Annotated in this window: 29 protein-coding genes; 12 read left to right on the top strand and 17 right to left on the bottom strand. The window is 68.8% G+C overall.

Features of this window, described 5'->3' with window-relative positions; genetic code table 11:
• Positions 1-293: 293 nt before the first annotated feature.
• From LDO13_RS16330 to pucL, 9 genes are all read right to left on the bottom strand, one after another.
• Positions 294-728 carry a DUF6855 family protein gene (locus tag LDO13_RS16330; protein WP_224047721.1) on the bottom strand — a complete coding sequence of 145 codons (435 nt, stop codon included), beginning with the start codon at positions 726-728 and terminating at the stop codon, positions 294-296.
• A gap of 76 nt (positions 729-804) precedes the next feature.
• Positions 805-1,284 carry a thioredoxin-dependent thiol peroxidase gene (gene bcp / locus LDO13_RS16325; RefSeq protein ID WP_224047720.1) on the bottom strand — a complete coding sequence of 160 codons (480 nt, stop codon included), beginning with the start codon at positions 1,282-1,284 and terminating at the stop codon, positions 805-807.
• A 63-nt stretch (positions 1,285-1,347) separates the two neighbouring features.
• Entirely contained in the window at positions 1,348-2,745 is a 1,398-nt protein-coding gene (allB, locus tag LDO13_RS16320; protein WP_224047719.1) for an allantoinase AllB, read from the bottom strand.
• A 156-nt stretch (positions 2,746-2,901) separates the two neighbouring features.
• Positions 2,902-3,699 carry a TIM barrel protein gene (locus tag LDO13_RS16315; RefSeq protein WP_224047718.1) on the bottom strand — a complete coding sequence of 266 codons (798 nt, stop codon included), beginning with the start codon at positions 3,697-3,699 and terminating at the stop codon, positions 2,902-2,904.
• Positions 3,700-3,732: 33 nt separating this feature from the next.
• The gene (locus LDO13_RS16310; protein WP_224047717.1) at positions 3,733-3,894 is read right to left on the bottom strand and encodes a hypothetical protein; all 162 of its coding nucleotides are present in this window, start codon (positions 3,892-3,894) and stop codon (positions 3,733-3,735) included.
• A 23-nt stretch (positions 3,895-3,917) separates the two neighbouring features.
• Entirely contained in the window at positions 3,918-4,733 is an 816-nt protein-coding gene (locus LDO13_RS16305; RefSeq protein WP_224047716.1) for a bifunctional allantoicase/(S)-ureidoglycine aminohydrolase, read from the bottom strand.
• 20 nt (positions 4,734-4,753) lie between these two features.
• On the bottom strand, positions 4,754-6,076 hold the full coding sequence (locus LDO13_RS16300) for an aldolase (protein WP_224047715.1): 1,323 nt from the start codon (positions 6,074-6,076) through the stop codon (positions 4,754-4,756).
• 4 nt (positions 6,077-6,080) lie between these two features.
• Positions 6,081-7,679 (bottom strand): malate synthase A, encoded by a 1,599-nt coding sequence (gene aceB, locus LDO13_RS16295; RefSeq protein WP_224047714.1) that lies wholly within the window; start codon positions 7,677-7,679, stop codon positions 6,081-6,083.
• A gap of 156 nt (positions 7,680-7,835) precedes the next feature.
• Entirely contained in the window at positions 7,836-8,744 is a 909-nt protein-coding gene (pucL, locus tag LDO13_RS16290) for a factor-independent urate hydroxylase (RefSeq protein ID WP_224047713.1), read from the bottom strand.
• A 406-nt stretch (positions 8,745-9,150) separates the two neighbouring features.
• Between pucL and LDO13_RS16285 the strand changes: the two genes are divergently transcribed.
• The 6 genes from LDO13_RS16285 to LDO13_RS16260 all read left to right on the top strand — a co-directional run bounded on the left by LDO13_RS16285 (position 9,151) and on the right by LDO13_RS16260 (position 15,487).
• Entirely contained in the window at positions 9,151-9,645 is a 495-nt protein-coding gene (locus LDO13_RS16285) for a nucleoside deaminase (protein WP_224047712.1), read from the top strand.
• Positions 9,646-9,829: 184 nt separating this feature from the next.
• Complete coding sequence (locus LDO13_RS16280; RefSeq protein WP_224047711.1) at positions 9,830-9,967, top strand: hypothetical protein; 138 nt, start codon at positions 9,830-9,832, stop codon at positions 9,965-9,967.
• On the top strand, positions 9,958-10,917 hold the full coding sequence (locus tag LDO13_RS16275) for an FAD binding domain-containing protein (protein ID WP_224047710.1): 960 nt from the start codon (positions 9,958-9,960) through the stop codon (positions 10,915-10,917). Before LDO13_RS16280 ends, LDO13_RS16275 begins: the two co-directional genes overlap by 10 nt.
• Entirely contained in the window at positions 10,907-13,825 is a 2,919-nt protein-coding gene (locus tag LDO13_RS16270; RefSeq protein ID WP_224047709.1) for a molybdopterin cofactor-binding domain-containing protein, read from the top strand. The genes LDO13_RS16275 and LDO13_RS16270 overlap by 11 nt, the downstream gene beginning before the upstream one ends.
• A 7-nt stretch (positions 13,826-13,832) precedes the next feature.
• A complete protein-coding gene (locus LDO13_RS16265) occupies positions 13,833-14,816 on the top strand; it encodes an aldo/keto reductase (RefSeq protein WP_224047708.1) in 984 nt (327 codons plus the stop codon).
• 20 nt (positions 14,817-14,836) lie between these two features.
• Positions 14,837-15,487, top strand: coding sequence for a uracil-DNA glycosylase (locus LDO13_RS16260; RefSeq protein WP_224047707.1), 651 nt, complete (start codon positions 14,837-14,839; stop codon positions 15,485-15,487).
• 25 nt (positions 15,488-15,512) lie between these two features.
• Here LDO13_RS16260 and LDO13_RS16255 read toward each other — a convergent pair whose 3' ends face one another.
• The 4 genes from LDO13_RS16255 to uraD form a co-directional block, all read right to left on the bottom strand.
• Positions 15,513-16,235 carry an SDR family NAD(P)-dependent oxidoreductase gene (locus tag LDO13_RS16255; protein WP_346347024.1) on the bottom strand — a complete coding sequence of 241 codons (723 nt, stop codon included), beginning with the start codon at positions 16,233-16,235 and terminating at the stop codon, positions 15,513-15,515.
• Positions 16,236-16,250: 15 nt separating this feature from the next.
• On the bottom strand, positions 16,251-16,901 hold the full coding sequence (nboR, locus tag LDO13_RS16250) for a nicotine blue oxidoreductase (RefSeq protein WP_224047706.1): 651 nt from the start codon (positions 16,899-16,901) through the stop codon (positions 16,251-16,253).
• Positions 16,902-16,987: 86 nt separating this feature from the next.
• Positions 16,988-17,329 (bottom strand): hydroxyisourate hydrolase, encoded by a 342-nt coding sequence (uraH, locus tag LDO13_RS16245; RefSeq protein ID WP_224047705.1) that lies wholly within the window; start codon positions 17,327-17,329, stop codon positions 16,988-16,990.
• Positions 17,326-17,823 (bottom strand): 2-oxo-4-hydroxy-4-carboxy-5-ureidoimidazoline decarboxylase, encoded by a 498-nt coding sequence (gene uraD / locus LDO13_RS16240; RefSeq protein WP_224047704.1) that lies wholly within the window; start codon positions 17,821-17,823, stop codon positions 17,326-17,328. Before uraD ends, uraH begins: the two co-directional genes overlap by 4 nt.
• Positions 17,824-17,915: 92 nt before the next feature.
• Here uraD and LDO13_RS16235 point away from each other — a divergent pair, with 92 nt between their 5' ends.
• Both LDO13_RS16235 and LDO13_RS16230 read left to right on the top strand, forming a co-directional pair.
• Positions 17,916-18,158 carry a hypothetical protein gene (locus LDO13_RS16235; RefSeq protein ID WP_224047703.1) on the top strand — a complete coding sequence of 81 codons (243 nt, stop codon included), beginning with the start codon at positions 17,916-17,918 and terminating at the stop codon, positions 18,156-18,158.
• Positions 18,159-18,233: 75 nt separating this feature from the next.
• Complete coding sequence (locus tag LDO13_RS16230; RefSeq protein ID WP_224047702.1) at positions 18,234-19,193, top strand: serine hydrolase; 960 nt, start codon at positions 18,234-18,236, stop codon at positions 19,191-19,193.
• A gap of 18 nt (positions 19,194-19,211) precedes the next feature.
• Here LDO13_RS16230 and LDO13_RS16225 read toward each other — a convergent pair whose 3' ends face one another.
• Together LDO13_RS16225 and LDO13_RS16220 are read right to left on the bottom strand one after the other, a co-directional pair.
• Positions 19,212-19,808: a hypothetical protein gene (locus LDO13_RS16225; protein ID WP_224047701.1), complete on the bottom strand. Its 597-nt coding sequence runs from the start codon at positions 19,806-19,808 to the stop codon at positions 19,212-19,214.
• A gap of 98 nt (positions 19,809-19,906) precedes the next feature.
• Complete coding sequence (locus LDO13_RS16220; RefSeq protein ID WP_224047700.1) at positions 19,907-20,752, bottom strand: alpha/beta hydrolase; 846 nt, start codon at positions 20,750-20,752, stop codon at positions 19,907-19,909.
• A gap of 180 nt (positions 20,753-20,932) precedes the next feature.
• Here LDO13_RS16220 and LDO13_RS16215 point away from each other — a divergent pair, with 180 nt between their 5' ends.
• Entirely contained in the window at positions 20,933-21,100 is a 168-nt protein-coding gene (locus tag LDO13_RS16215; protein ID WP_224047699.1) for a hypothetical protein, read from the top strand.
• A gap of 85 nt (positions 21,101-21,185) precedes the next feature.
• Here the strand turns inward: LDO13_RS16215 and LDO13_RS16210 are convergent, their stop codons facing one another.
• Positions 21,186-21,704, bottom strand: coding sequence for a hypothetical protein (locus tag LDO13_RS16210; RefSeq protein ID WP_224047698.1), 519 nt, complete (start codon positions 21,702-21,704; stop codon positions 21,186-21,188).
• 187 nt (positions 21,705-21,891) lie between these two features.
• Positions 21,892-22,797, bottom strand: a complete 906-nt coding sequence (locus LDO13_RS16205; RefSeq protein WP_224047697.1) for a serine hydrolase — start codon at positions 22,795-22,797, stop codon at positions 21,892-21,894.
• A 288-nt stretch (positions 22,798-23,085) separates the two neighbouring features.
• On the opposite strand from LDO13_RS16205, the gene LDO13_RS16200 reads away from it, so the two are divergent.
• The 3 genes from LDO13_RS16200 to LDO13_RS16190 all read left to right on the top strand — a co-directional run bounded on the left by LDO13_RS16200 (position 23,086) and on the right by LDO13_RS16190 (position 26,109).
• A complete protein-coding gene (locus tag LDO13_RS16200; protein ID WP_224047696.1) occupies positions 23,086-24,018 on the top strand; it encodes a 2-hydroxyacid dehydrogenase in 933 nt (310 codons plus the stop codon).
• A gap of 107 nt (positions 24,019-24,125) precedes the next feature.
• Positions 24,126-24,935 carry an MBL fold metallo-hydrolase gene (locus LDO13_RS16195; RefSeq protein WP_224047695.1) on the top strand — a complete coding sequence of 270 codons (810 nt, stop codon included), beginning with the start codon at positions 24,126-24,128 and terminating at the stop codon, positions 24,933-24,935.
• A gap of 148 nt (positions 24,936-25,083) precedes the next feature.
• Positions 25,084-26,109 carry a DUF808 domain-containing protein gene (locus tag LDO13_RS16190; RefSeq protein WP_224047694.1) on the top strand — a complete coding sequence of 342 codons (1,026 nt, stop codon included), beginning with the start codon at positions 25,084-25,086 and terminating at the stop codon, positions 26,107-26,109.
• Positions 26,110-26,178 lie beyond the last annotated feature (69 nt).

The following is a 26,178-nucleotide window of genomic DNA, read 5'->3' as shown; positions in this document are numbered from 1 at the left end:
ATCCGAAGGTGCAGCAGGGCAGTGCTTCGGCATGGACCTCGTTGGCGAGCAGTGGGCACATGAAGGCATGCCCGCCCGGGAACCCGGCCAAGGCGTGCGGGGTGTCCTGGGAGGTACCGAGGACCCGGACGGGAACGCGCGGCGACGTCGGAAAAGGCGCGGCTGAATCGGACCGCCGCGCCTCGGATCCCGTGTGCGCTGATCCGAAACCGGTGCGCCAGCCCGGAGGCGGGGCGCCCGTCCGAAACCAGTGCCTCCGTCCGAAAACGCCGCGGGAACGCGGCGGGCCCGGGTCAGGCCGGGATAGCGGGGCCTGAGGCATCGGCGATGATGGCCCGGACGGAGTTGTTGCGCTTGTCGTGCGTGAGCTCAACCAGGCCCAGCGCTTCCAACAACGGCGGCAGGTACATGCCGAACCGGCCGCGGTATCCCTTCCGCAGCCCGTACCACCCGCCCACGGGGTTCCCCGGATCACGCCCCCATGCCTCGACGGTTCCTTCGGCGGCAGGCTTGTTCTCATCGGCGGCACCCAGCGGCACCCAATCGACCCGCTCCATCAGCCACAGCTGAAGGTCCTCAATGGCCCGGAGGTGATACTTCAGCGTCGTGGAACCGACCTGGCATACAAGGGCTGCGGGATCGGACTCCTCGTCCCGGTACATCGTGTACTCGGACGTTCCGGGGGCTGTCTTGAGCACCCAGGGATCCTGCTTGGTTCCAGTTGCCACGTGTCCGCCTTCGCGTAGGCCGTTGCCGGCGCTGTTTGGACCGAGCCTACCCAGTGCGCCCGGCCGGCGCGAGAGCCTAGACGCCGAGCGCGTCCTTCAGCGCGGCGACGTGGCCCTGCGCCTTGACCTGGTACTGGGTCAGCCGGACACTGCCCTCCGGATCCACGACGACGGTGGAGCGGACGATCCCCTCCGTGACTTCGCCGTTGACCAGCTTCTCGCCCCACGCGCCGTAGGCCAGCGCCACGGCGTGGTCTTCGTCGGCGAGCAGCGGGAAGGTCAGTGCGAAGTCGCCCGTGAACTCGGCAAGGGCTTCCGGGGCGTCGGGGGAGATGCCCAGCACCTCGTAGCCGGAGCCCTGCAGGGAGGCAAGGCTGTCGCGGAAATCGCAGGCCTCGGTGGTGCACCCCGGGGTGGCGGCCTGCGGGTAGAAGTACACAATGACGTTCTTGCCGCGGTAATCGGCCAGTGACACTTTCTGTCCCGAGGCGTCCGGAAGGGTGAACTCCGGGGCGGGGGTGCCTGGCTGGAGCTTGATGGTGGGATTGGGGCTCATGGGGATTCCTTCGGGGTTTGTGGGTCTGCGGATAAAGCGGTCTGTCGATGCACAACGACTGGTTCAGATGCTGTATTCCGCCGGCCCGCGCACTTCTGTCCCGGCTGTGGATGCAGCGCCCTGGCCGCCGCGGCGGAGCAGTTGTCCGCCGGGGGTGCGGCCGTCGATTTCCTGGCCGCGCAGGAACGTCCGGCGGACCACCCCGGAGAGGGTTTTGCCGTCGTAGGGGGTGATGGGGTTCCTGTGCTTGAGCTTGGCGGCGTCCACCACGAAGGAATCCTCGGCGGCGAAGATCGAAAAATCGGCGTCGTACCCCACGGCGAGCTGGCCCTTGGTGGCCAGCCTGGCGAATTCGGCGGGCCGGCGGGCCATCCAGGACACCACCTGTTCGAGCGGAATGCCGCGGTGCCGGGCCTCCGTCCAGACCAGCGCCAGGCCCAGCTGGAGCGAGGAAACCCCTCCCCAGGCCACGGCGAAGTCGCCGTTTTGCAGGTCCTTGAGGTCCAGCGTGCTGGGGGAGTGGTCGGAGACGATGCAGTCGATAACTCCGTCCTGGAGGCCCTTCCAGAGCAGGTCCCGGTTGGCGGCCTCGCGGATCGGTGGGCAGCACTTGTAGGCGGTGGCCCCATTGGGGATTTCCTCGGCCGTGAGGGTCAGGTAGTGCGGGCACGTCTCCACGGTGAGGCGGACGCCGTCGTGCTTGGCGCTGGCGATCATGGGCAGGGCGTCCGAGGAGGAAAGGTGCACGATGTGGGCGCGGGCGCCGGTCCAGCGGGCCCGTTCGATCACCTCGGCGATGGCCTTGTTCTCCGCGCCGCGGGGCCGGGACGCGAGGAACGTCGCGTACTGGTCACCGCCCGCGTGCGGGGCATGCTCGATCGCTTGGGGGTCCTCGGCATGGACGATCATGAGCGAATCGAAGGACTTGAGCTCGGCGAGGTCCGCTTCGAGATCCTCGGCGTCCAGGTGCGGGAACTCGTCCACTCCGGAGGGCAGCAGGAAACACTTGAAGCCGAAGACCCCCTCGTCGTGCAGCGGGCGGAGGTCCGCCCTGTTGCCGGGCACCGCTCCGCCCCAGAACCCGACGTCGACGAACACCTGCCCGCCGGCCACCTCGCGCTTGCGCTTGAGGCCATCCACCGTGGTGGTGGGCGGGATGCTGTTCAGCGGCATGTCGATGATCGTGGTCACGCCGCCGGCCGCCGCTGCCCGGGTCGCGGAGGCAAAGCCCTCCCACTCGGTGCGGCCGGGCTCGTTGACGTGGACGTGGGTGTCCACGAGGCCCGGGAGCAGGGTTTCGTCGTCCGAGAGCTCAATGACGGTGGCGCCGGAGAGCCTGACGCCGAGCGGCTCGACGGCGGCGACCTTGCCGCCCCGGACCCCCACCTCGCGCGGCGCGGTCCCCGCCGTCGTCAGGACGCGCTGGCCCCGGATGACGAGGTCGAAGGTTTCTTCGGGCATTCGGGTTCTCCTTGCTCACTGCGTCTTCCGGGTTCCCCGGCATGCACCGCGAACCATTGCGGGGCACATTGGGGGAGTCGGCGTCGAAAACTGCGACGGCGGCCGGCGCGTCCGTGTCGAAGTGCCCCCTGATGGGCGACGACGGCGGCGGTGCGGTCAGCGGGCCGGCTGGCGGAGGGCCCAGTCGAAGGCGGTTGCTGCCGGTTCCTTGTATTCGAGGCCGATGTAGCCCTCGTAGCCGAGCTGGCGGCTCCGGGCGATCCAGTCGTCCAGGGGAAGCCCACCTGTTCCGGGGGCACCGCGGCCGGGGCTGTCAGCGATCTGGATGTGGCCAAAATCCTGGGCGTGCTTGTCGATCACAGCGGCGACGTCGTCCCCGTTGACGGACAAGTGATAGAAGTCGGCGAGGAGCTTGATGTTCCCCGCGCCGGTTTCCTCCTTGACCCGGGCGATGGTCCGGAGGGCGTCGTCGGCGGTGAGGAGCGGGTAGCGCGGTGCCGCGCTGACCGGTTCGAGCAGCACGGTTCCGCCGATGCGGGCCACGGCGTCGGCCGCGGCCGTGAGGTTCTGGACCGCCAGTTCGTCCTGGGCTTCGGGGGTGCGCCCGTCCATCCGGTTGCCGTAGAGGGCATTGAAGGACCTGCAGCCGAGACGCCCGCCGATGCCCGCCACCACGTCGATGTTGTCCCTGAATTCGGCGGAGCGGCCCGGCCAGGACACCAGCCCGCGGTCCCCGGCCGGCATGTCGCCTGCGTTGAAGTTCAGGCCGGTGAGCTGGACTCCCGCGTCGGTGACCGCCCGTTCGAAGCGGGTGAGCTCGGCGTCGCCGGGGACGGAGCTCGCGAAGGGCCACCAGAACTCGACGGCGTCAAAACCGGCAGCCTTCGCCGCGGCGGGCCGTTCCAGGAGCGGCAACTCGGTCAGCAGGATGGAGCAGTTCACGGAGTACGCCATAGTGGGTCCTTTCTGGTGCGCGGGGGAAACTTCCTACCCCTTGGTGGGATCCTTCCGGGCCGCCAGGCCCACCAGCGCCCCGATGCCGATGCCGATCAGCAGGCCGGTGAAGGGCTTGTCGGCGCTGACAACCCCGATGACCAGGCCGAGGGCCGCGCCAAGGAGCATTCCGATCCACAGGGACTCGTACTTCACAGCCTCAGGCTAGCAAGCCCTGTCTAGGTCAGGCGGACCTGCCGGTTGACGTCCTTGTAGAGCAGGTAGCGGAACGGGCCGGGTCCGCCGGCGTAGCAGGCCTGCGGGCAGAACGCGCGGAGCCACATGAAATCTCCGGCCTCGACTTCCACCCAGTCGTCGTTGAGCCGGTAGACGCCCTTGCCCTCCAGGACAAAGAGCCCGTGTTCCATCACATGGGTCTCGGCGAAGGGGATCGACCCGCCGGGCTGGAACGTGACGATGTTGACGTGCATGTCATGGGCCAGATCGTCCGGGTCCACGAACCGGGTGGTCGCCCAGGCGCCGTTGGTGCCGGGCATGGGCCGGGGCTCGACGTCCTGGTCCCGGGTGACGAAAGACTTCGCCGCGAAGCCGTCCAGCGGCTCATAGGCCTTGCGGATCCACTGGAAGCTGGCCGCCTCCCCGGCCCCGTCGTTGGACACCTTCCAGTCCGAACCCGCGGCGAGGTAGGCGTAGCCGCCGGGCTCAAGACGGTGGCGCTCGCCGTCGAGCGTCAAGGTCAGTTCGCCTTTGGTGAGGAAGATGACGCCTTCGACGCCGGCCTCCGCCTCGGGCCTGTCACTGCCGCCGCCCGGCGCCACTTCCACGATCAGCTGCGAGAAGGTCGTGGCGAAGCCGGCGATGGGGCGGGCGATGATCCAGGACCGGGTTTTGGTCCAGCCGGGCAGGTTGGACGTGACGATGTCGCGCAGCACGCCCTTGGGGATGACGGTGTAGGCCTCTTTGACCACGGCGCGGTCGGTGAGGAGCTGGGTTTGCGGGGGCAGGCCGCCCTCGGGGGAAAAGTAGCTGCTCATGGGATCGCTCCTGGTCGGGGTCAGTGGTTGGGGGAGGCTGACGGCTGCGCCCGCCGGGGGTGTGCCAGGCCCGTCAGCCTGGGCACGCCAAGGCCGGTCAGCTCGAGGACTTCGCCGGCGCCCGCGGCACCGCACTGGATGCCGCGCAGCACGAAGGCGGCCAAGGCCCGTGCGGTGGCCGGTTCGTCCAGGACCCCGCCGTCAACGTGCTCCACGTAGTTGCGGAGCCGTGCGGCGGCGGCCGGAAGGCCCTGCCGGTAGAACGCGTACGTGGCGGCGAAACGGCTCGGCAGCTGGGCGGGGTGGAGATCCCAGCCCTGGTAGTAGCCGCGTTCCAGCGACCGGCGGACCAGCCGGCCGTGGAGCCGCCAGGCGTCCTGCACGCCGTCGCCGACTGGCAGGACATTGCTGGACCCGTCGGAGAGCCGGATGCCGGTGCCGGCCACGGCAAGCTGCATCACCTCTTTGGCGTGGTCCGCCGCCGGGTGTTCCATCGACTGGTATTCCGCGGAGATCTGCAGGGAGGCCGAGTAGTCGTAGGTGCCGTAGTGGAGCGCGCTGATCCGGCCGGGGACGGCGTGCGGCAACTGCGCCACCGGGGACGTGCCGTCCGGGCCGAGGATCAGCTGCGGCGTTTCCACCTGGACCTCGAAGCGCAGGCGGCCGGCGGGCAGCGAGTGGACCTTCTCCAGCCGGGACACGGCGTAGTCCATAGCCTGCACCTGGGCCACGGTGGTGACCTTGGGCAACGTGAGGACCAGCCCTTCCGGGAGCTCGCCGGCGGCGGCCAGGCCGGAGACGAACAGGTCCAGGGTGCGCAGTCCACGGGCGCGGGTGGGCGCCTCGAAGCACTTGAACCGGATCCCGATGAAGGGCGGGGCGCTGCCGTCCGCGACGGCGGCGGCGACGGCGGCTGCGGCAGCGACGGCGTCGGCGTCCTCGACGTCGTCACCCCGGTCCCCGTAGCCGTCCTCGAAGTCCAGCCGGAGGTCCTCGATCGGCTCGCTGCCGAGCTTCGCGGCCACACGGGAGGCGACGGCGGCGGCCATCGCGGCGTCCTGGCCGAGCAGTGTTCCCAGCTGTTCCAGCCCGCCGTGGGCGTCCGCGGCAGCCTGCGCCTGGGCGCCCCAGCCGGCGGCGAAGCCGGGAGTGAAGCGGTCGGCGGGGACGTAGACGGTGTGGACCGGCTGGCGGGAGCCGTCGTCGCCCGGGTAGCTCCGCTCCAGCAGCAGGTCCGTTGCCGCCAGCTGGGCATCGATGCTGTCCAGGTCGGCGCCGGAGAGAGCCCGGGAGGGTGACCCAGGCCGGGCGCCGGAGGCCGGCCCGGAGGGAGGCGCAGCCACGGGCTCAGTCCACCAGTTCGTAGGCAGGAGTGGTGAGGAAGTCCGTGTACTCCTCGGAGAGGCAGATGTCGCCGATGAGCTTGCTGGCGGGCTGGTAATGCTTCGCGAAGGCGTCCTCGCCCACCTCGCCGCGGAGCTTCTCGGTTTCCTCTGCGAGGATCCCGGCCACCAGTTCGCGGGTGACCGTCCGGCCGGTGTCGGCGAGGACCACCTGGTTGCGGATCTGCTGCCAGACCTGCGAGCGGGAGATCTCCGCCGTCGCGGCGTCCTCCATCAGGTTGTGGATGGCGACGGCGCCGTTGCCCGAGATCCACACCGCCGTGTAGGCGACGGCGACGTAGAGGTTCAGCCGCAGGCCCGCCTCGGTGACCGTGCCGTTCGCGGAGGCGATGTCCAGGAGCTGGTCCGGGGTGACCGACACGTCCGGGCGCTGCCGGTCCAGCTGGTTCGGGCGTTCGCCCAGGACGGCGCCGAACACGTCCCGGCAGACCGGCACCAGGTCCGGGTGGGCCACCCAGGACCCGTCAAAACCGTCGTTCGCCTCGCGGGTCTTGTCCGCGCGCACCTTCTCGAACGCCTGGGCGGTCACGTCGGGTTCGCGGCGGTTGGGGATGACGGCCGCCATGCCGCCCATGGCGAAGGCGCCGCGGTGGTGGCAGGTCTTGACCAGCAGTTCGGTGTAGGCGCGCATGAACGGGGCGGTCATGGCCACGGTGGCGCGGTCCGGGAGCACAAAGCGCGGGCCGGCGTCGCGGAAATACTTGATGATGCTGAACAGGTAGTCCCAGCGTCCGGCATTCAGTCCGGAGGCGTGGTCGCGGAGCTCGTAGAGGATCTCGTCCATTTCGAACGCCGCGGGGATGGTCTCGATCAGGACCGTGGCGCGGATGGTGCCCTGCGGGATGCCGAGGTAGTCCTGGGCGAAGACGAAGACCTGGTTCCAGAGCCGGGCCTCGAGGTGGCTCTCCATCTTGGGCAGGTAGTAGTAGGGGCCCTGGCCGTTCTCCAGCAGCTGCCTGGCAGTGTGGAAGAAGTGCAGGCCGAAGTCCACCAGGGCGCCCACGGTGCGTTCGCCGTCGACCAGCAGGTGCCGTTCGCCCAGGTGCCAGCCGCGCGGGCGCGCCACCACAACGGCCAGCGGGGCGTCGGTCCGGAGCCTGTATTCCTTGCCTTCAGGGGAGGTGTAGGCCAGCGTGCCGGCAGCGGCGTCGCGGAGGTTCAGGATCGATTCGATCACGTTGGCCCACGTGGGCGTGCTGGCGTCCTCGAGGTCGGCGAGCCAGACTTTCGCCCCGGAGTTCAGGGCGTTGATCGCCATCTTGGCCGGGGCAGCCGGGCCCGTCATTTCCACCCGCCGGTCCTGCAGGGCCGCGGGGGCGGCGGCAACGGACCAATCGCCGTCGCGGATGTCGCGGGTCTCCGGCAGGAAATCGAGCCGGCCGGTGCGGGCCACGTCCTCGCGCTTGGCCGCACGGGCCTTGAGGAGCTCCCCCCGGGTGGCGGCGAAACGCTGGTGCAGTTCCTCGATGAAGGCCAGTGCCTCGGGGGTGAGGATCTCCCCGGCGCGGTCAACGGGGCGGTGGGCTGAAACTGTGAGAGCCATGGTGGTCCTTCTTCGTCGGTGAATCAGGCGGTGCATCACTTGGTGCGTCAGGCGGTGGATCTCCGGCGGGAGCGATCCGGGTCGGTCTTGGCGAACAGACTAGCCTCCCTGGACATGATTCCGGCCGCCCGCCGCCGATCATGACTGGGGCCGGCGCTAGCAGAAGCCGGCGATACCGGACCAGGCGGCCTCGGCCGGTACAGCGTCGTCGCGCTGCACGGCCGCCTCGATCAGGCCGTAGGGGCGGTCGGCGGCGAAGAAGACTTCATTGGGGTTGTCGAGGCCAAACGGCGAGAGGTCCACCAGGAAGTGGTGCTTGTTGGGCATCGAGAACCTGATTTCGTCGATTTCGCCGTGGGACTCGAGGACCTTCGCGCCCATGTCGAACAGGGTCTGCTGCAGGGCATGGGAGTACTTTTCGGTGAAGCCCTCCAGCAGCAGGGCCTTGATGTCCTCGTAGCCCTTGTTGAAATCGACGGAGCCAAAATCCGTGCCGGTCCGGTAGCGCCAGCGGGCGGAGACCTCGGTGGCAAGGATCCGGTCGGTGGTTTCGGGCAGGGTGGTGTAACTGTCGCGCGGGTAGCCGGCGAAACCGGATTGTGTGGACTTGAGGACGGTGAGGTCCTTGAGGCCCGAGAGCAGGTGCCGGTCGGCGCCGTCGCGGACCAGCACAGCGGTCCGCACCTCCTGGCCGTTGCGCACGAAGGAGTGGTCGTGGGGCGCGCCGTGGGCCTGGATTCGGTCCCAGCGGTAGAGTTCTGCTTCCCAGCGGCCGCCGGCCACCCAGTCGAAGCTTGACGTGAAGTGCTCGCCGAGCCGGAGCAGGAAGGCCTCCGGGGAGCCGATGCCCTCCCGGGCGAAGGCGTAGACGGTGTTCTTCTGCGTGTCCGTGGCCACCACGTGGCTGTTGTCGCCTTCCAGGTGGGCTGCGGCGAAGTCGCCGCGGAGCTGCGAGGTGACGTTGAGGTCTTCGATCTCGTGGCGCTCCGTGTCGCGGGTGATCTTGACGACGCGGACTTCGGCTTTACCGTACTGATTCTGTCCGAGGACGATCCTGCTGCTCATGGTGCGGTTCCCAACTTCCGGTAGGTGGAGCCAAAATGCCACATAGAAATTTCGTACGCGTTTCGCGTCCGTTTCTTCCTCCGCCGGCCCACAAAAAAGAGCCGGCGTCAGTTGACGCCAGCTCATTACAACCCTGCCTGCTGCTCCCAGGTCACGTGACGCACGCCACGAAGTAGGTTCAAGGCTAGTGCGGCGGCGGGCGCATCACAAGCATCAAAAAATTGATGGCGCAGCCACCTTTCCGCTGCTAGTCTCGCTCGTGTCAACGGCGGGCACCCGGGAGCCGGGAGGCTATCTACCAGGCGCAACACCACCTTCACCGCAAACGCTGAAGCCTGGTAACCGACGCCGACGGCTCATCGCCTTCCGGTACGGTTCCGGCTTCCACAGCAGAGGGAGTCGCATCATGACCGTCATTGCCACGGCCCAGCTGTATCTAGCCAGGTCCATAGAGCTGGCCACCGCCAACGTCATGAACAGCGGCGGGCCCTTCGGCGCCGTCGTTGTCACCGTGGACGGACAAGCGTTCGACGGCGTCAACCGCGTCACCGCCACCAACGATCCCACCGCCCACGCCGAGGTCACGGCAATCCGCCGGGCCTGCGCCGAACTTGGCCGGTTCGAACTCAGGGGAGCCACGCTCTACACCAGCTGCGAACCGTGCCCCATGTGCCTGGCCTCGGCCCTCTGGGCCCGGGTGGAGGGCGTGGTTTTTGCCGCCGACCGGCACGACGCCGCTTCGGTGGGATTCGACGACGCCGTGTTCTACGAGTACTTCGAGAAGGGCCAGCCGGCTGCCGTGATGCCCGTGCGCAAGCTGGCGCTGGACGGTCCGGAGGCGCCCGCCGTGTTGCTGCCCTTCACCACCTGGCAGACCCACCGGTCCCGGATCGACTACTAACGGGTTCCGCGCCGTTTTCGGACAGGCGCTGCGCTTTTGGACAGGCGCTGCGTGGATCCGGGGCGCGGAAATCCGCAACCGCAGCGGATTTTCGGCGGGCCCGGCCGGGGCGGTGCTTTCCCCGGCCCCCGTTTGGAACGAGAATGTGCAGACCATCGCCGCAGGGGAATTAGGGGGTGCAGCAATGTTGGATCTGATGCCCGACGGCGGCCCCCGCCGCGAGTTCGTCGGCTACACCGCCGGGGACGCGTTCGCCGTCGGGCTCACCTGCGGCGGCGAGCTGGAGGTCCACATCGAACTGCAGGAGACGCCATGGACATGAACTCCATCGAGGCGGTGGTCCGCACCTCGGATCCGGCCGACTGGCGGGCCGGGGACGCCTGGCTGGCCGGCGGCACTGTGCTGTTCTCCTATGGCAGCTACGCCTTCGGCACGGAACCGCTTCGGCGGCTCCTGGACCTCGGTTCCACGGGCTGGCCGGCCATCACAGTGTCCGAGTCCGGCATCGAGCTCGCGGCCACCTGCACGGTTGCCGAGCTCTATGCGCTGCCGGCCAGCGAGACCGGCCGGACGCGCGCGGCCGCCTGGGCCGCGCTGGAGCTGATCCGGCCGTGCTGCGATTCGTTTGTGGCGTCCTTCAAGGTCTGGAACATGTCCACCGTGGGCGGCAACCTCTGCACATCCCTTCCGGCCGGACCCATGATTTCCCTTTGCGCGGCCCTGGACGGCGTGGCCACGGTGCTCGGCCCGGGCGGGGCCAGCCGCGGCATCCCGGTGGCGGACTTCGTCACGGGGGACGGGCGCAACGCCCTGGCACCCGGCGAGCTGCTCCGCAGCATCCACCTGCCGGCGTCGGCCCTGTCCTCGCGGGTCGCGTTCCGCAGACTGTCCCTAAGCAACCTCGGACGTTCCGGCGTGCTGCTGATCGGACGGCTCGACGCCGACGGCGGACTGGTCCTCACTCTCACCGCCGCCACCAAACGCCCCGTGCAGCTGCGCCTCGGCAGCAGCGGCAGCGGAACAGCTACGGCTGCCGAGCTCTCCGCCGCGCTGGGCGACGCCATCCCGGACGGGCTCTATCACGACGACATCCACGGCCTGCCCGCCTGGCGCAAGGACATGACCTACCGGCTCGCCGAGGAAATCCGCGCCGAACTGGCGGCCCCCGCAGGCACGGGACCGGTCCATGTTTCCGGCGACTTCTGGCCTCCGCCGCGCACTACGCCGCAGGCTTCGGCACCGCAGCAGGAAGGGCCTGAGCATGGGCACTGAGATCAACGGCGCAATCGAGATCAACGGCGCAATTACGATCAACGGCGTCCCGGCCCAGGCCGAACCGAGTCCCGGGCAGTGCCTGCGGACGTTCCTGCGGGAGCAGGGCAACCTCGGCGTGAAGAAAGGGTGCGACGGCGGCGACTGCGGGGCCTGCACCGTCCACGTGGACGGCGTTCCCGTGCACAGCTGCATCTACCCGGCGGTCCGCGCTGAGGGCCGGGCGGTGACCACCGTGGAGGGCCTCGCGGCCACCGCCCCCAGTACAGAAACCGCCCCCGGCGCCGCGCTCCATCCGATGCAGCAGCAGTTCATGGAACGGCAGGGCTTCCAGTGCGGCTTCTGCACCGCGGGCATGGTGATGACGGCGGCCACCTTCGACGACGAGCAGAAGGCCGACCTGCCGCGGAACCTCAAAGGCAACCTGTGCCGCTGCACGGGCTACACCGCCATTGCGGATGCCGTCTGCGGTGAGGCCGCGCACGGCGAATCCAGCCACCCGGCCCCCGCGGGGACGGGATCCGGGACCGCAGGGGAGGGCCAGCCCGGCCCGCGTCCCGGCCAGCTCGGCGACGACGTCCCTGCTCCCGCCAGCCAGGCCATTGTCACCGGGACCGCGCGCTACACGCTGGACGTTCCCGCGGAGGAGCTACCCGGGCTCCTGCACGTGAAGCTCCTGCGCTCGCCGCACGCCCACGCCCGCGTGCTGTCCATCGATGCCACGGAGGCGTTGCGGATTCCCGGCGTGGAAGCGGTTTTCACCCACGAGGACTCACCCGCGCAGCTGTTTTCCACGGCGCAGCATGAGCTTTACACGGACGACCCGGACGACACCCGGGTGCTGGATGACGTGGTCCGCTTCGTCGGGCAGCGGATCGCCGGCGTCGTCGCCGAAACCGTCGCCGCGGCGGAAGCCGGCGTGCGGGCGCTGAAGGTGGAATACCAGGTGCTGGACGCCGTGTTCACCCCGCAGGACGCGATGCGCCCCGGAGCCCCGGCGATCCACGGGGACAAGGACGCCGCCACGGCCCGCATCGGGCGGCCGGAGCGCAACGTGGTGGCCGAGCTGCACTCCGAACTGGGCGACGTCGCGGCGGCCTTCGCCACCGCGGACTTCATCCACGAGCAGACCTACCGCACCCAGCGGGTGGCGCACACGGCGCTGGAGACCCATGCCGCCATCGCCTCGATCGACGACGACGGCCGGCTCCAGGTCCGCACGTCCAGCCAGGTGCCGTTCCTGGTCCGCCGCACGCTGAGCCGGGTCTTTGGCCTGCCGGAGGAAGGGATCCGGGTCGTCACGGGACGGGTGGGCGGCGGCTTCGGCGGCAAGCAGGAAGTCCTCACCGAGGACATCGTGGCCCTCGCCGCGCTGAAACTGCGGCGCCCCGTGCAGCTCGAGTTCACCCGCACCGAGCAGTTCACCGCAGCCACCACCCGGCACCCGTTCACCATCCACCTCAAGGCCGCCGCCAGCAACGACGGCAAGCTGACCGCCCTGCAGCTGGAGGTCCTGACCAACGCCGGCGCCTACGGCAACCACTCCGTGGGCGTGATGTTCCACGGCTGCGGCGAATCGCTGGGCGTGTACACCTGTGCCAACAAGAAAGTGGACGCCCACGCCGTCTACACGAACACCGTGCCCTCCGGCGCCTTCCGCGGCTACGGGCTGAGCCAGACGATCTTCGCGATCGAGTCGGCCGTCGACGAGCTTGCCACCGGAATCGGCATGGACCCGATGGAGTTCCGCCGCCGCAACATGGTCCGCGAGGGTGACGACATGCTCTCCACCCGCGCCGAACCGGCGGAGGACGTGCTCTACGGCAGCTACGGGCTGGACCAGTGCACCCGGCTGGTGCAGGACGCCCTGGAGCGCGGCCGGGACCGCTACCGGAACGCCGGCCCCGGCGACCTCGGGCCGGGCTGGGTCACGGGGGAGGGCTCGGCGCTGTCCATGATCGACACCGTCCCGCCGCGGGGGCACTTCGCGCATTCCAAAATCCGGGTCCTGCCGGACGGGAGCTACCAGGTGGACGTGGGGACCGCGGAGTTCGGCAACGGCACCACCACCGTGCACACCCAGCTCGCCGCCACCGCACTGTCCACCACCGCGGACCGGATCTCGCTCCGGCAGGCGGACACGGACCTCATCGACCACGATTCCGGCGCCTTCGGCTCGGCCGGGACGGTGGTGGCCGGCAAGGCGACGCTGGCCGCGGCAGAGGAGCTTGCCGTGCGGATCCGCGCCTTCGCCGCCGGCATCCGGCAGGTCCAGGCCTCCGGGTGCGTGCTCGAGGACGACGCGGTGATCTGCGAGGGAACCCGGGTGCCGCTGACGGAACTGTACGACGCCGCCGCAGCGGCCGGCGTCGAACTTTCCGGCGAGGGGCGCTGGGGCGGGACCCCGCGGTCTGTGGCGTTCAACGTCCACGGTTTCCGGGTGGCCGTCAACACCGGGACGGGGGAGCTGCGGATCCTGCAGAGCGTCCAGGCCGCCGACGCCGGCGTGGTGGTCAACCCGCGGCAGTGCCGCGGGCAGATCGAAGGGGGCATCGCGCAGGCGCTCGGCGCCGCGCTGTATGAGGAGGTCAGAGTGGACGACGCCGGGCGGGTCACCACGGACATCCTGCGGCAGTACCACATCCCGTCCTTCGCGGACGTGCCGCGCAGCGAGGTGTACTTCGCCGACACGTCCGACAAGCTGGGCCCCCTCGGCGCGAAGTCCATGAGCGAGAGCCCGTTCAACCCGGTGGCGCCTGCGCTGGCCAACGCCATCCGGAACGCCACGGGGATCCGGTTCGCGGAGCTGCCGATCGCCCGGGACAAGATCTACCTGGCCCTGAAGGAATCAGGCCTGGTCCCGCCCGTGTTCCGGGCACCTCACGTTGAGCGCACCCACGGCCTATAGTCGGATGATGGAACAGCGAACCTTGGGCAAGACCGGACGGAACGTCTCCATTGTCGGGCTGGGGACCTGGCAGCTCGGCGCGGACTGGGGCAACGTCGACCCCGCTCAGGCGCAGGCCATCCTGGCCGCCTCCGCGGAAGCCGGGGTCACGTTCTTCGACACCGCCGACGTTTACGGCGACGGCCGCAGCGAGCAGGCCATCGGCAAGTTCCTGGCGGCCAACCCGGGCCTGGACATCACTGTGGCCACCAAGATGGGCCGCCGGGCGGAGCAGCTGCCGGAGCACTACAACCTGGCCAACTTCCGCGAGTGGACGGACCGGTCCCGGCGCAAGCTGGGCGTGGAGCGGCTGGACCTGGTCCAGCTGCACTGTCCCCCCACGGCCGTGTACAGCAGCGCCGAAGTCTATGACGCGCTGGACACGCTGGTGGCTGACGGCGCCATCCGGAACTACGGCGTCAGCGTGGAGCGGACCGACGAAGCCCTCGAAGCGATGCGGCACGACGGCACGGCCACGGTGCAGATCATCCTCAACGCCTTCCGGCTCAAGCCCCTGGACGAAGTGCTGCCCGTGGCGGAGGCTTCCGGCGTCGGCATCATCGCCCGCGTCCCGCTCGCCTCGGGGCTGCTCTCCGGCAAATACACCGCGGACACGTCCTTCGCGGCGGACGACCACCGGAACTTCAACCGCACCGGATCGTCGTTCGACGTCGGCGAGACCTTCTCCGGCGTGGACTTCGAGCAGGGCCTCCAGGCAGTGGCCGAGTTCGAGGAACTGGTGCCCGACGGCGTCAGCACCGCCCAGGCGGCCATTGCCTGGATCGCGGCGCAGGACGGCGTCAGCACCGTGATCCCCGGGGCGCGCAGCGTGGAGCAGGCCAGCTCCAACGCCGAAGCGGCGGGGGTCAGCGGGATTGACTCAACGTTCGACGTCGGCGTCCACGAGATCTACGACCGCTACTTCCGCGCGTCGATCCACCCGCGCTGGTAGCAGTCCCGTACGGGCCGCTCATGACTGCACCGTCCATCGACGGATTTGTTGACCGGCTCGCGGCAGTGGCAACGGGGCCGGCGTGCAACAACTTCTTTGACCACTCCGTCCCCGGCAACGAGCAGCGCCGGCGGAACCTGGCAATCTACCTCCAGGAAATGCTGGACCGGCGCCCGAAGGTGCTGCTGGTGGGGGAGGCCCCCGGCTTCCGGGGCATGAGGATCACCGGCGTTCCCTTCACCAACCGGACGATGTTCGAGGGCCCTGCCAAGGGGTTTGGACTGTTTGGGCCCGGCAAAGGCTACGTGCTGCCGGCGGAAGCCGCGGGAGTTGCCGCGGAGCCGACGGCCACAGTGATGTGGGAAGTGCTGGCCGAGCTGGACTTCCTCCCCCTGCTCTGGAGTGCCTGCCCCTGGCATACCCACCTGCCCGGGCGGCCGCTGTCCAACCGCGCGCCCAGTGCTTCCGAGGCGGCCTTGGGGACCCCGTTCTGGCAGGCGCTGACGGAGCTGTTCCCGATCAAGACGGTGGTGGCCGTGGGCAATGTGGCGCACCGCAGCCTGCAGCGCAGCGGCTTGGACGTGCCGAAGATCAGGCATCCCGCGCACGGCGGCCGGTCCGGCTTCAAACTGGGGCTGCAGGAACTCCTGGCCGCCGGTATGGAGCAGTAGGCCGGCAGGGCCCGCCTCGACCGCGTCAGAGCCGGGCGCCCGTTTCGTCGGCGAGGGTTCGCAGGAGCTGGTCTTGGAAGGTGTGGTCATTGACTGCGCGGTGTGGCTGCTGCCTCTGCTGGTGGTACCAGTACCCGCCGCTCGTGAGCGCCCGGGGTTGATCGCTTGTCGCGAGCCATGCCTGGGTTTGGTGTCCCAGTTCCAGATCGTCCGGCGCCCCGGGTCCACCCATCCTGGTGGGCACCCAGCCGGGGTCCACGGCGTTGCTGAGCAGCTCCGGACGCAGCCGGGCCAGCGCGGCCGCGAGCGTGGTGACAAACAGCTTGCTGTCCGCGTACGACCCGGGCGTCTTGCCCTTCCAATCGACTCCGGCCAGCGAGGGCTGCCCGCCGAAATGCGAACCGCTGCTCAAGTACACGTGCCGCCGCGGCCCGTCGAGCAGGGCTGTGAGGAGGTAGGGCGCGATGATGTTGACCGGCATGACCGCCCGTCCGCGCCACACGCCGGCGTTGTGGATCACCGCGTCGAGCGGATCCCGGCCGTTCAGCTCGGCGGCGATACGCCGCACGGCATCGCGGTCAGTGAAGTCGCCCACCACGATGTCCGCACCGCGGTCCACGAGGGCGGCGAGGCTGGCCGCGCGGTCCTGGTTTCGGGCATGCAGGACGACGTCGTGCCCGCCGGACAGCAGGGAATCCGCCGCGGCCCGTCCGAGGCCTTCCGCGGATCCTGTGACAAGGATTCTCATGATTGCTGGTTCTCCTTACGCCGCGGGAGGCTGCGGCTGGACCGGGTCGAGGAGGTGCAGCTGCTCCGGGGTGTCCAGGTCCTCGCCGCCGGAGAGGTCGCTGCAGTCCACCAGATCGATGAGTTCCGGGTGGGCCTGCAGGAACACGCGCGCCCCGGCGTCGCCTGTTGCCGATTCCGCAGCCTCAGCGCGGAGACTGGCGTCCAGAAGCAGGGGATGGCCCCGCTGGAGCTTCCCGTCGGGGCCCCGGTAGGCGGCCGCGGTGACCCGGCCGGGCCGGTGGACTGCCAGCAGCCGGGCGACAGTATCAGCTGTCAGGCCGGGCTGGTCCACCAGCGCCATGAGCACGTGGTCCTCCGGCGCCGCCGCGGCGACTCCGGCCCGGAATGAGCTGCCCATTCCGGTGGCCCAGTCCGGGTTGTCGATGGCCCGGTGCCGGCTGAGGTCGGCGGTGGCGCGCACCGTTGACGCGTCCGCGCCGAGCACGGCCACCACTTCCCGGCAGCCGCCCGCGAGGAGGACGTCGGCCAGCACTTCAACCAGCGTGCGGCCGCGGAACGGGAGCAGCGCCTTGGGACCAAGGCCAAGCCGTGTCCCGGCGCCGGCGGCCAGCAGCACCGCCGTCGTTGATCCCGCCGTCGTGAGCCGTTCCGGTGAGTCAGCCATGGTCCCAGCCTATGCACCGAGTTGGCAGTTGACGGCAGTTCCGGGGCGGAACATTGCCGCCAACTGCACACTCGATGGGTTCTGGCTCAGCTGCCCCGGTAGGTGGAATAGGCGAACGGGCTGAGCAGAAGCGGCACGTGGTAGTGCTCCTCCGACTCCACCACGCCAAAGGTGATAGCTACTTCGGGGAAGAACGTGGCGGTGCCGCTGGCCGCGAAATACTCTCCGGTGGCGAACGCCAGGCGGTAGGTCCCCGTGGGCAGCCGGTCCGGGCCCAGTTGCTTGATCCGTCCGTCTGCGTCGGTGGTGCCCCCGGCGATCTGGACCCAGCGGCCGCCGTCGAGCCTGTGCAGGGTGACCGGAACATCCGCCGCCGGTTTGCCGGAGCCGGTGTCGAGTACGTGGGTGGTGACGTGGGACATGCTCATTGGCCGATCAGCCCTTCGAGTCGGAGCACCGCGATTTCCCGCAACTGCTGGCCAATTATTGCCTGTTCTTGCTCGGGCGTGTGGGCGAGTCTGGTGTTGAGTGCGGCCAGGATCTCACCACGGCTGCGGCCGGCTGCACGGATCAGGAACACCTGCCCAAACTTCTCCTCGTAGGCCCGGTTGCCTGCTGCCAGGGCTTCCGCGACGTCCGCGTCCGCCTCGCCGAGTCCTGCCTGCTCCGACTGGGACAGCCTGGCTTCGGTGCTGTTGCCCGGTGAACGCTCGCCGATCCGCGGGTGGTGGGCGAGTGCCGCCTCGATCTCCGCCGGGGTGAACGGGTTGGCTGCGCGGCGGCCAGCCTCAAGCAGCGCGGCAACGGTGGGGTAGGGCCGGGCGTCGGCGAGCTCGTCGATCCAGCGCGGGATGTCCAGGCAGGGGCGCAGGGTGTCGGCGGCCTGGGGACGGCTGGCCGAGTTGAACTGTTCAAGGTGCATGGGACGTGTCCTAGTGAGCGGCTGCTGGATCCAGTGTGTAGGGCCCACGTTAGTCTGGGGTGAGGATTGATCCGCGGACGAAAGGCAGTGTCATGAGTGATCCCAACGAACCGAGCACCGATCCGGCCGGCCTGCGCGGGCCGGGCGACCCGGACGCCGTCGAGGCCCGCCGGCCGCATGCCGAGCCCGGCCAGGCAGGCAATATCCGCGAGGAACAACTGACCCAGACCGCAGGGACGGTGCCCGCCGCCTATGTCGGGTCCGGCGACTCCGAAGCGGAGGACAAGCCGGAAGACGCCGCGGACACCACCGGCATGTGGGACGACGAGACCTGACCTCGGGGCCCTGCTGGGTGGGGTGACAGCTGATTCATAGCTCCGGCATAGCTGGCGTGGCTAGCTTGGGCAACTATGGAAGAACGCGCGCCTCGGCAGCCCAGTCACCGTCGCAGCGGCGCTGCGTCCCGGCTGCGCTCCCGCACGTTCCGCCGCGCCCGCGGTGTCATCATCGCGGTGTGCGCCGCGGCCCTGGCGGTGGCGGTGGGTGCCGGCGTCCTCTCCGCCGCGCAGGCCCGTCCGACGGCGGCCGTCCAGGCGGGGAGCGTGACGGACAGCCAGACGTCGGTGTCGACGTCGGACGGCCAGGTGGCCGCCTTGCCGGCCGCGGGCGCCATCGACGCCGAGCTGGACGCCAGGATCAACGCCATCATCGACGCCAACAGCGAGTATCAGCTCGGCGTCGCGCTGGTGGACCTGTCGGACGGTGCTGATGCAACCGCCGTCCATGAATACGGTGTCCAGGCGGCATTCGTCGCCGCCAGCACGGCAAAGGTCCTCGCCGCCGAGGCCTACTACCACCTCGTCGAAACCGGCAATGCCTCACTCGAGGATCCGCTGGGGGCCTATTCCGCGGAATTCCAGCTGCAGGCGTTGATCCAGCAGAGCGACAACGACTCCTGGTCCCTGATCATGGACGCGGTGGGCCACCAGGAGCTGACGGACTACGCGGCCTCGATCGGGGTGGACTACGCCCCCACACGCAATACGCTCACGCCCGCGGAGATGGCCCGCACCCTGGCCGCCCTGTACTCCGGGACGCTGCTGGAACCCGGACACACCGCGCAGCTGCTGTCGTACATGCAGGACACCAACTATGAATCGCTCATCCCGGCCGCCGTCCCCGCCGGCATCACCGTTTTCCACAAGTACGGACTCCTGGGCGGCCAGCTGCACGACGCCGGCATCCTCGCCCGGGACGGCCGGGCCTACGGCCTGGTGATCTACACCAAGGGGGCCGGCCTGGGCAGCGTCCCTGAGCGGACGGAAGTCATCCACCAGGTGACGACGGCGGTGGTGGCGGCTTTGTTCTAGGCGGACGGCCCGCCTGAATCAGCCCCTGCGCGCCAGCCCGGGCCCCGCATCAGTGACCGCGTCCTCTGCGGGGAGTGCCAAGACGGAATTCCCTGACGAGATCTGCCGTTTGACCTGCTCAAGCTCATCCTGGAGCAGGTCAACGGTTGCCCGGTATCTTTCGAAGTCCGCCGCCCGCCGCCTGGCCATGGCGAAACTGATGCCCGCGGCGAGAATCGCAAGCGGGAACGACGCCAGCAGGGCCCATCCGGACACGGCAAGGAAGTCCAGCGCTATGGGAAGTGCCCGCTTGAAGGCCAGGAACTCGTTCACGCCACCGACAACGCCGTTCAGGGCGGAGTCCAAGGGGCCCAGAAACTGCCCCACCATAGGCGTCTCGGAAAACGACGGAGCACTCAGCGGCTGTTCTCCCCCTGACCAGCGCGGATCGCCGAAGTGGTTCAGTACGTAGATCCCGGCACCAGCGTTGAGGGCCGCGAAGAGCAGGACGGAACCAAGCGCAGTCCAATGAAGCCGGCGCGGACGCCAGGCGCCGGCCGCCAGCACGAAGACGACGGCCGCAACCCACGAAAAGATTCGGAGTTCGTCGCGGCCCATGCCGCCCAGCAGATCCAAGGAATTCCCGCCCCTTACAGTTGGGACCAGGGGGTTCCGGTCCCCCGCGAGCCTACCCCAGTCACTCCGGGGCATGCCGCGGCCGCTACTGGCGCAGGCTACGCCCCGGGCTTCCCCAGAAACCCCAGCAGCGCGTTGTTGACCTCGGCGGCGTGGGTCCAGAGCATGCCGTGCGGGGCGCCGTCGATCTCCACATATTCGGCGCTGGGCAGGGCCTTGGCGAACCGCCGGCCCGTGACGTCGATCGGCAGGATGTTGTCCGCGGTGCCGTGGACAATCAGGGCCGGGACGTCGATTTTGGGGATGTCGGCGCGGAAGTCGGTAAGCCAGGTGGGCTGCGCGGCCACCGACGCCGTGGGGCCGCCCGACGTCGCGAGGTTCCACCCGGCCCGCATCACTTCCTCGGAAAGCCGGGGCGTGCCGAGGAACGTGTCGCTGTTGTAGAAGTTCTTGAAGAACTCGGTGAAGAAGGCGTAGCGGTCGGCGGTGACAGCCTCCAGCAGGCCATCGAACACGGACTGCGGGACGCCGTCGGGGTTGTCGTCGGCCTGCAGGAGGTAGGGCTCCAGCGAACCGAGGAACACGGCCTTCGCCACGCGGGCGGAACCGTAAGTGCCGAGGTAGCGGCCCACCTCGCCGGTGCCCATCGAGAAGCCCACCAGCACGGCGTCGTTCAGGTCCAGGGTGGTGAGCAGGGTGTTGAGGTCCGCGGCGAAGGTGTCGTAGTCGTAGCCGACCGTGGGCTTGCTGGACTTGCCGAAGCCGCGGCGGTCGTAGGTGATGACCCGGTAGCCGGCACCCAGCAGGGCCGTGGTCTGCTTCTCCCAGGAGGATCCGTCCAGCGGATAGCCGTGGATCAGGACCACCGGCTGCCCGTCCCCGTGGTCCTCGTAGTAGAGCTCGATGTCGGTGCTGTTCTCGGTTCCAACCTTGATGTGAGCCATTTCAGCAGTCCTCTCGGTACGGTTCGGAAGTCAGTTCGTGCAGGAGCGGCGCAGCGCTGGTGCCACTGTACGGAACCAACGCCGGCTGGCAACAGGGTGTTCCCGCGCACCGCATTTTTTTGCCCATATACCCCAGGGGGTATAGTGGTTGTGACGGACCTACCAAACGAGGAGAACCAGATGTGCCGACAGGTTGCATGCAAGAAATGCGGCAAGACCACTTGGGCCGGCTGCGGCCAGCACGTTGACCAGGTCATGCGGGGCGTCAAGAGCGCCGACCGCTGCAAGGGCCACGAGGGTGACGTCAGCACCAAGACCGGCTTCTTCGCCAAGCTGTTCGGCCGCTAGCCCCGGTTCTCGCGAACGACGGAAGCCCCCGTTGCACAAGGTGCAGCGGGGGCTTCCGTCGTTAAAGTCTCGGCAGGACCGGCCCCTACTTCAGTTCGGCGCAGATATCGCGCTGGGATCCGGTGCTGCTAACGAAAGTGAAGACGCCGGTCGTCGGGTCGATGTTGTAGACGAGTTGTCCGATGTAATGCACGGTGGAGGGTCCGGCGGGTACGTCGCTGGGAAACATGATGAGCCCGTTGTGCCCCGTTGCCGTAATGGTCTGGGTTCCGTCCGGGTTCGTGACAGTTTCGGTCACGGATCCGTCTGTCCGGATGGTTACGGATTTTCCTGCCACGGGCCGCTTCTTGTTATAGCCGTAGTTGGTGTACGTGATGACGACGCCTTTGCCGGCAGTGATGCTCCGGACCACGTTGCCGTTCGCGTCCTTGAATTCCTGGGTGTGGAGTTTGCCGCCTGTTGGGGCGTACCCGAGGTTGAACTCGCAACCGGTCCCGGCCGGAAGGACGATCCCGTCGGCAGCAGCGGCAGGTTGTCCTCCTGGCAAGGCAAACGCGGCCACCAATGCCACGGGCGCCAGACGACGTGCAAATACACTTTTCATGGACTCCTCGATTCATATCGAGTTGGCTCTTTCAGGCACCGCGAGCGGCGAACGGTTGAGACCATTGCCTTGTGAATGACGGAACATGCGTTCAATGCGGTGCAGCGCCCCTGGAACGGGGTATCTATTCCAGCGGGCGAGCGAGCGCCAGCGTACTCTCGCCGACCCCCGGGCGACAATAGCCCGATTACTCCCGCAGCGACCTCGCCACCACATCCGTCAACTGGTGGATCACGGCCAGCCGTTCCTCGCTCTCGCCGTCCTCACCCCAGGTGTAGATGGCCAGCGCATAGGACCGCTCGCCGGAACTCAGCAGGGCCGCGTCGTGGACATAGCCCTCCAGCTCGCCGTACTTGTGCTGCACCGTGATGTCCGGGCCGGCGGCGGCCGGGATGAGCCGTTCGTTGTTGGTCTGCTGCATATAGCCCAGCAGCTCCTCGGTGTGCTCCGCGTTCAGCAGCTTGCCGGTGGAGAGCTGTTTGAGCAGCTCCGCCATCTCGGCCGGCGTCAGCAGGTTCTGTTCCGGGTCGTAGCTGATCCCGATCGACGCGGCGTACTCGATCAGCTTCGGGTAGCCGATGTCCTGCATCAGCAGCAGCCAGGCGTCGTTGCTGCTCGCGTTGACCATCGCCTTGAGCTGGAATGCGGCGTCATAGCTGCCCAACGGCACGTCCAGGGTCTTCTCGCCGGTCTCCACCAGGTGGTAGTAGGCGGCCGCCGTGATGATCTTGGCCGTGCTGGCCGCGACGAACTCGGTCCCGTCGCCATAGCTGCGCGGCTCCCCGCCGTGCGTGTCCGCGAGGACAACGCCCACCCGGTAGCCGGAGTTCTCGGCCAGGATCCGCTTGATCTCGGCGTCGACGTCGACAGCGGCCCGCGGGGCCGGCGCCGCGGGGGCCGCCGCCACGGGCTCACCTTCCCACTGGCTCTGCAGGCTGTCGAGGAAGTCCGTCCGGGGAACCGGGCCGGTGCGGACGACGGCGGCCGTCACCATGCCCAGTAGCACCAGGACCGTGGCCGCCCAGACGAGAAGCAGCTTCCCGCGGGCATTGAGGGACGTGCCGGCCGGACGGGATGATCCCGAGGTGTTCATGGTGCAGGACCTTCCAGGTCAGTAAGGGGAGGGGGTCCTTGCAATGTATGCCCGGCCGCCGGGCATGTCCAAAAGACGCGCGGGCCGGCTCGAAGGTGAGGGCGAACTCCCAGCTGGGTCCGGCGCCGCGGTCGCGGGTGTTTCCCCGTCGACTGTCGACTGCTCCATAACCGCCCTTATGCGGCCCCAAAAGGGCGGTTATGGAGCAGCCGATGACGGGTTCGTCGTCTCGTTTGCCGGGCGCCGCCATCGCCGCCCCGCCGCGCCTGCCGCACTAGGCTGGCAGCTATGCCGAGGAAAATAACTGTGAGCCTGCCGGACGCCACCCTGCGCGAGTACCTTGCGCCGCACCCGGACGTCACCCTGCTCGAATGGGACCTGGCCGGGGAGCCTCCCGTGCCGCGGCTCGACATCGTGGTGCAGCCCTACATGGGCAGCACGGAGGTCCTGTGCGCCCTGGAGGGGGTGGACACCGGGCTCGTGCAGAGCCAGTCGATCGGGTACGACGGCGTCGCGGACTCACTGCCGCCGGGCCGCGTGTTCGCCAACGCCGCCGGCGTCCACGAAACCTCCACCGCGGAGCTGACCCTTGCCCTGATCCTGGCCAGCCAGCGCGAGTTCCCGCGGCTGCTGCAGAACCAGCAGGAGGGCCGCTGGGAGACCCGACCCACCGCCAGCCTCGCGGACCGGCGCGTGCTGATCGTCGGCTACGGCGGCGTGGGCAAGGCGATCGAGGACCGGCTCCTGCCCTTCGAGACCACCGTGACCCGCGTGGCCAGCAGGGAACGGACGGACCCGCGCGGCCACGTCCACGGCATCGACGAGCTGCACACGCTCCTGCCGGAGCACGACATCGTGATCGTGGGGGTGCCGCTCAGCGACGCCACCCGCCACCTGATCGACGACACCTTCCTCTCGGCCATGCCCGACGACGCCCTGCTGGTCAACGTGGCCCGCGGCCCGGTCGCGGACACGGACGCCCTGGTGAAGCACACCGGTTCCGGCCGGATCCGCGCCGCCCTGGACGTCACCGATCCCGAGCCGCTGCCGCACGACCACCCGCTGTGGCGGACCCCCGGCGTCATCATCAGCCCGCACGTCGGCGGGGCCAGTTCGGCCATGCGCCCGCGGATGGGGAGGCTCGTCCAGCGGCAGATCGAGCTCATGCTGGCGGGCGAACCGCCGGTCAACGTCGTGCTGGGCGGCCAAACGAACGGCTAAGCGCCGGGAGGGCGGCCCGTCCGCTTCGCCCACAGTGCTTGCAACCTGCTGCCGCCAGGGAATACCGTCCCAACAAGCGGTTGAACACCACAAGCGGAAGGCATTTCATGCTGAAGCAAGTCGCTGAGGGCGTCCTGGTTCATGAGAGCGAGTTCATCCAGAGCAACTCCGTTGTGGTGCAGGGCCGGGCGGGCGTGTTGCTCATCGACCCCGGCATAACGAGCGGCGAAATGGACTGCCTCGCGAACGACCTTCGCGGGCTGGGCCAGCCCGTCGTGGCAGGCTTCTCCACACATTTTCACTGGGACCACGTACTCTGGCACCCGAACTTCGGCGACGCGCCCCGTTACGGTACGGCCCGCACGGCAGCCTCCATCCAGGATCTGCTGTCGCACGCGGACTGGCAGGCCCTCGTGGCCGAGGGGCTGCCGCCGGAGTACGCCGACGAGATCCCGATGGATCTGCTCGGCCTCATCACCGGGCTGCCCGCCGGAGCCGCGCAGATCCCTTGGGATGGCCCCACACTCCGCATCATCGAGCATCAGGCCCATGCCCCGGGCCACGGGGCGCTGTTGATCGAGGAGCGCGGCGTCCTCGTCGCCGGCGACATGCTTTCCGACATCCTGATGCCGTTCCTCGACCTGGAGGCCGCGAACCCGATCGGGGACTACCTCTCGGCGCTGCGGCTGTTCGAGGGCGTGGCCGACGGTGTTGATGCCGTCATCCCCGGCCACGGCTCGGTCGGCGGAGCCGGGCAGTTACGGGCACGGATCAGACAGGACCGCGCGTACGTAGAGGCCCTGCGCGACGGCGGTGATCCCGACGACCCGCGCGTCGGTCTAGCGGCCCCGCTGGAATGGCTGCCCGACGTTCACAGGTGGCAAGTACAGCGGCTCACCCAAAAAGAACAGAACTAGACGCCGCCCGTGTGCTGCGCCCCGGCTGACGCACTCCACTCCCGACGCCGGGCCGCCCGCCACCATATAATTCGAGAATGCCAATCACCTGCCTTGACCGAGGCAACCTCGTCCAGCTGTCCGCCCTCAAACAGTACGGAAGCGGGCTGTGAGCGGCGGTCTCGTCGCCCTGCTGGACGACATCGCGGCCCTGGCCCGCATCGCGGCCGCCTCGGTGGACGACGTCGCTGCCGGTGCGGCCAAAGCGGGGGCCAAGGCCGCCGGCGTCGTTATTGACGACGCCGCCGTCACCCCTCAGTACGTGTCCGGGGCGGACCCGTCCCGCGAGCTGCCGATGATCAAGAAGATCTTCTGGGGCTCGCTCCGCAACAAACTGCTGATCATCCTGCCGGCGCTGCTGCTCATCAGCGCGTTCATCCCGGGGGTCATTCCGTTCATCCTGATGCTGGGCGGCACCTACCTCTGCTACGAGGGCGCCGAGAAGGTCTGGCACAAGTTCTTCGGCCACCACACGGCAGAAGAAGACACGCCGGCGGTCGACCGGGGCCCGGAGGCGGAGGCCAAGGTCACCAAGGGCGCCATCACCACCGACTTCATCCTGTCCTGCGAGATCATGGTCATCGCCATGAACGAGGTGGCCGAAGAGTCCCTGTGGGCCCGTGCGCTCATCCTGGTGGTCGTGGCGCTCGTGATCACCGTGCTCGTTTACGGCGCGGTCGCACTCATCGTCAAAATGGACGACATCGGAATCCACTTGGCAGCCAAGGACTCCGCGGGCTCCCAGCGCTTCGGCGAGCTGCTCGTCAAGGGGATGCCCGCCGTGCTGACCACGATCACCGTTGTTGGTACCGTCGCCATGCTGTGGGTGGGCGGCCACATCATGCTGCAGGGGGCCCACGACCTCGGCTGGCACCTGCCGTACGACCTGGTCCACGTCCTCGAGAAACCGTTCGTTGGGATCCCGGTGCTGGGCGGCTTCCTGGCCTGGCTCGTGAACACCCTGTGCTCAGCCGTCCTGGGCCTCGCCTGGGGCCTCATCGTGATGGCCGTCCTGCTCCCGCTGCTGAAGGTGCTGCCGTTCGGCAAGAAGAAAGACGCGCACGAAGAGGGCGACGTCCCCGCCGCCGTCGACGGCCACCAGCCGGCGAAGCACGACGCCGATCCAGCCTCTTAGTCCGGACCCACCGGGGTAATTGGCTCGCAGGCCAGCCGTCGCCGGACGGCACCTATGCGCCGTGAGCGG

The organism is Arthrobacter sp. NicSoilB4, from assembly GCF_019977335.1.
Lineage (GTDB): Bacteria > Actinomycetota > Actinomycetes > Actinomycetales > Micrococcaceae > Arthrobacter.
Note: the sequence above shows the minus strand (reverse complement) of the source record. Positions and strands in the feature narration are given on the sequence as shown.

What these genes read in the sequence shown, in the direction of transcription:
- bcp (WP_224047720.1), bottom strand. Translation starts at nt 1,284, where the DNA reads ATGAGCCCCAATCCCACCATCAAGCTCCAGCCAGGCACCCCCGCCCCG.
- allB (WP_224047719.1), bottom strand. Translation starts at nt 2,745, where the DNA reads ATGCCCGAAGAAACCTTCGACCTCGTCATCCGGGGCCAGCGCGTCCTG.
- LDO13_RS16315 (WP_224047718.1), bottom strand. Translation starts at nt 3,699, where the DNA reads ATGGCGTACTCCGTGAACTGCTCCATCCTGCTGACCGAGTTGCCGCTC.
- LDO13_RS16305 (WP_224047716.1), bottom strand. Translation starts at nt 4,733, where the DNA reads ATGAGCAGCTACTTTTCCCCCGAGGGCGGCCTGCCCCCGCAAACCCAG.
- aceB (WP_224047714.1), bottom strand. Translation starts at nt 7,679, where the DNA reads ATGGCTCTCACAGTTTCAGCCCACCGCCCCGTTGACCGCGCCGGGGAG.
- pucL (WP_224047713.1), bottom strand. Translation starts at nt 8,744, where the DNA reads ATGAGCAGCAGGATCGTCCTCGGACAGAATCAGTACGGTAAAGCCGAA.
- LDO13_RS16285 (WP_224047712.1), top strand. Translation starts at nt 9,151, where the DNA reads ATGACCGTCATTGCCACGGCCCAGCTGTATCTAGCCAGGTCCATAGAG.
- LDO13_RS16280 (WP_224047711.1), top strand. Translation starts at nt 9,830, where the DNA reads ATGTTGGATCTGATGCCCGACGGCGGCCCCCGCCGCGAGTTCGTCGGC.
- LDO13_RS16275 (WP_224047710.1), top strand. Translation starts at nt 9,958, where the DNA reads ATGGACATGAACTCCATCGAGGCGGTGGTCCGCACCTCGGATCCGGCC.
- LDO13_RS16270 (WP_224047709.1), top strand. Translation starts at nt 10,907, where the DNA reads ATGGGCACTGAGATCAACGGCGCAATCGAGATCAACGGCGCAATTACG.
- LDO13_RS16265 (WP_224047708.1), top strand. Translation starts at nt 13,833, where the DNA reads ATGGAACAGCGAACCTTGGGCAAGACCGGACGGAACGTCTCCATTGTC.
- LDO13_RS16260 (WP_224047707.1), top strand. Translation starts at nt 14,837, where the DNA reads ATGACTGCACCGTCCATCGACGGATTTGTTGACCGGCTCGCGGCAGTG.
- LDO13_RS16255 (WP_346347024.1), bottom strand. Translation starts at nt 16,235, where the DNA reads ATGAGAATCCTTGTCACAGGATCCGCGGAAGGCCTCGGACGGGCCGCG.
- nboR (WP_224047706.1), bottom strand. Translation starts at nt 16,901, where the DNA reads ATGGCTGACTCACCGGAACGGCTCACGACGGCGGGATCAACGACGGCG.
- uraH (WP_224047705.1), bottom strand. Translation starts at nt 17,329, where the DNA reads ATGAGCATGTCCCACGTCACCACCCACGTACTCGACACCGGCTCCGGC.
- uraD (WP_224047704.1), bottom strand. Translation starts at nt 17,823, where the DNA reads ATGCACCTTGAACAGTTCAACTCGGCCAGCCGTCCCCAGGCCGCCGAC.
- LDO13_RS16235 (WP_224047703.1), top strand. Translation starts at nt 17,916, where the DNA reads ATGAGTGATCCCAACGAACCGAGCACCGATCCGGCCGGCCTGCGCGGG.
- LDO13_RS16230 (WP_224047702.1), top strand. Translation starts at nt 18,234, where the DNA reads ATGGAAGAACGCGCGCCTCGGCAGCCCAGTCACCGTCGCAGCGGCGCT.
- LDO13_RS16220 (WP_224047700.1), bottom strand. Translation starts at nt 20,752, where the DNA reads ATGGCTCACATCAAGGTTGGAACCGAGAACAGCACCGACATCGAGCTC.
- LDO13_RS16215 (WP_224047699.1), top strand. Translation starts at nt 20,933, where the DNA reads ATGTGCCGACAGGTTGCATGCAAGAAATGCGGCAAGACCACTTGGGCC.
- LDO13_RS16210 (WP_224047698.1), bottom strand. Translation starts at nt 21,704, where the DNA reads ATGAAAAGTGTATTTGCACGTCGTCTGGCGCCCGTGGCATTGGTGGCC.
- LDO13_RS16205 (WP_224047697.1), bottom strand. Translation starts at nt 22,797, where the DNA reads ATGAACACCTCGGGATCATCCCGTCCGGCCGGCACGTCCCTCAATGCC.
- LDO13_RS16200 (WP_224047696.1), top strand. Translation starts at nt 23,086, where the DNA reads ATGCCGAGGAAAATAACTGTGAGCCTGCCGGACGCCACCCTGCGCGAG.
- LDO13_RS16195 (WP_224047695.1), top strand. Translation starts at nt 24,126, where the DNA reads ATGCTGAAGCAAGTCGCTGAGGGCGTCCTGGTTCATGAGAGCGAGTTC.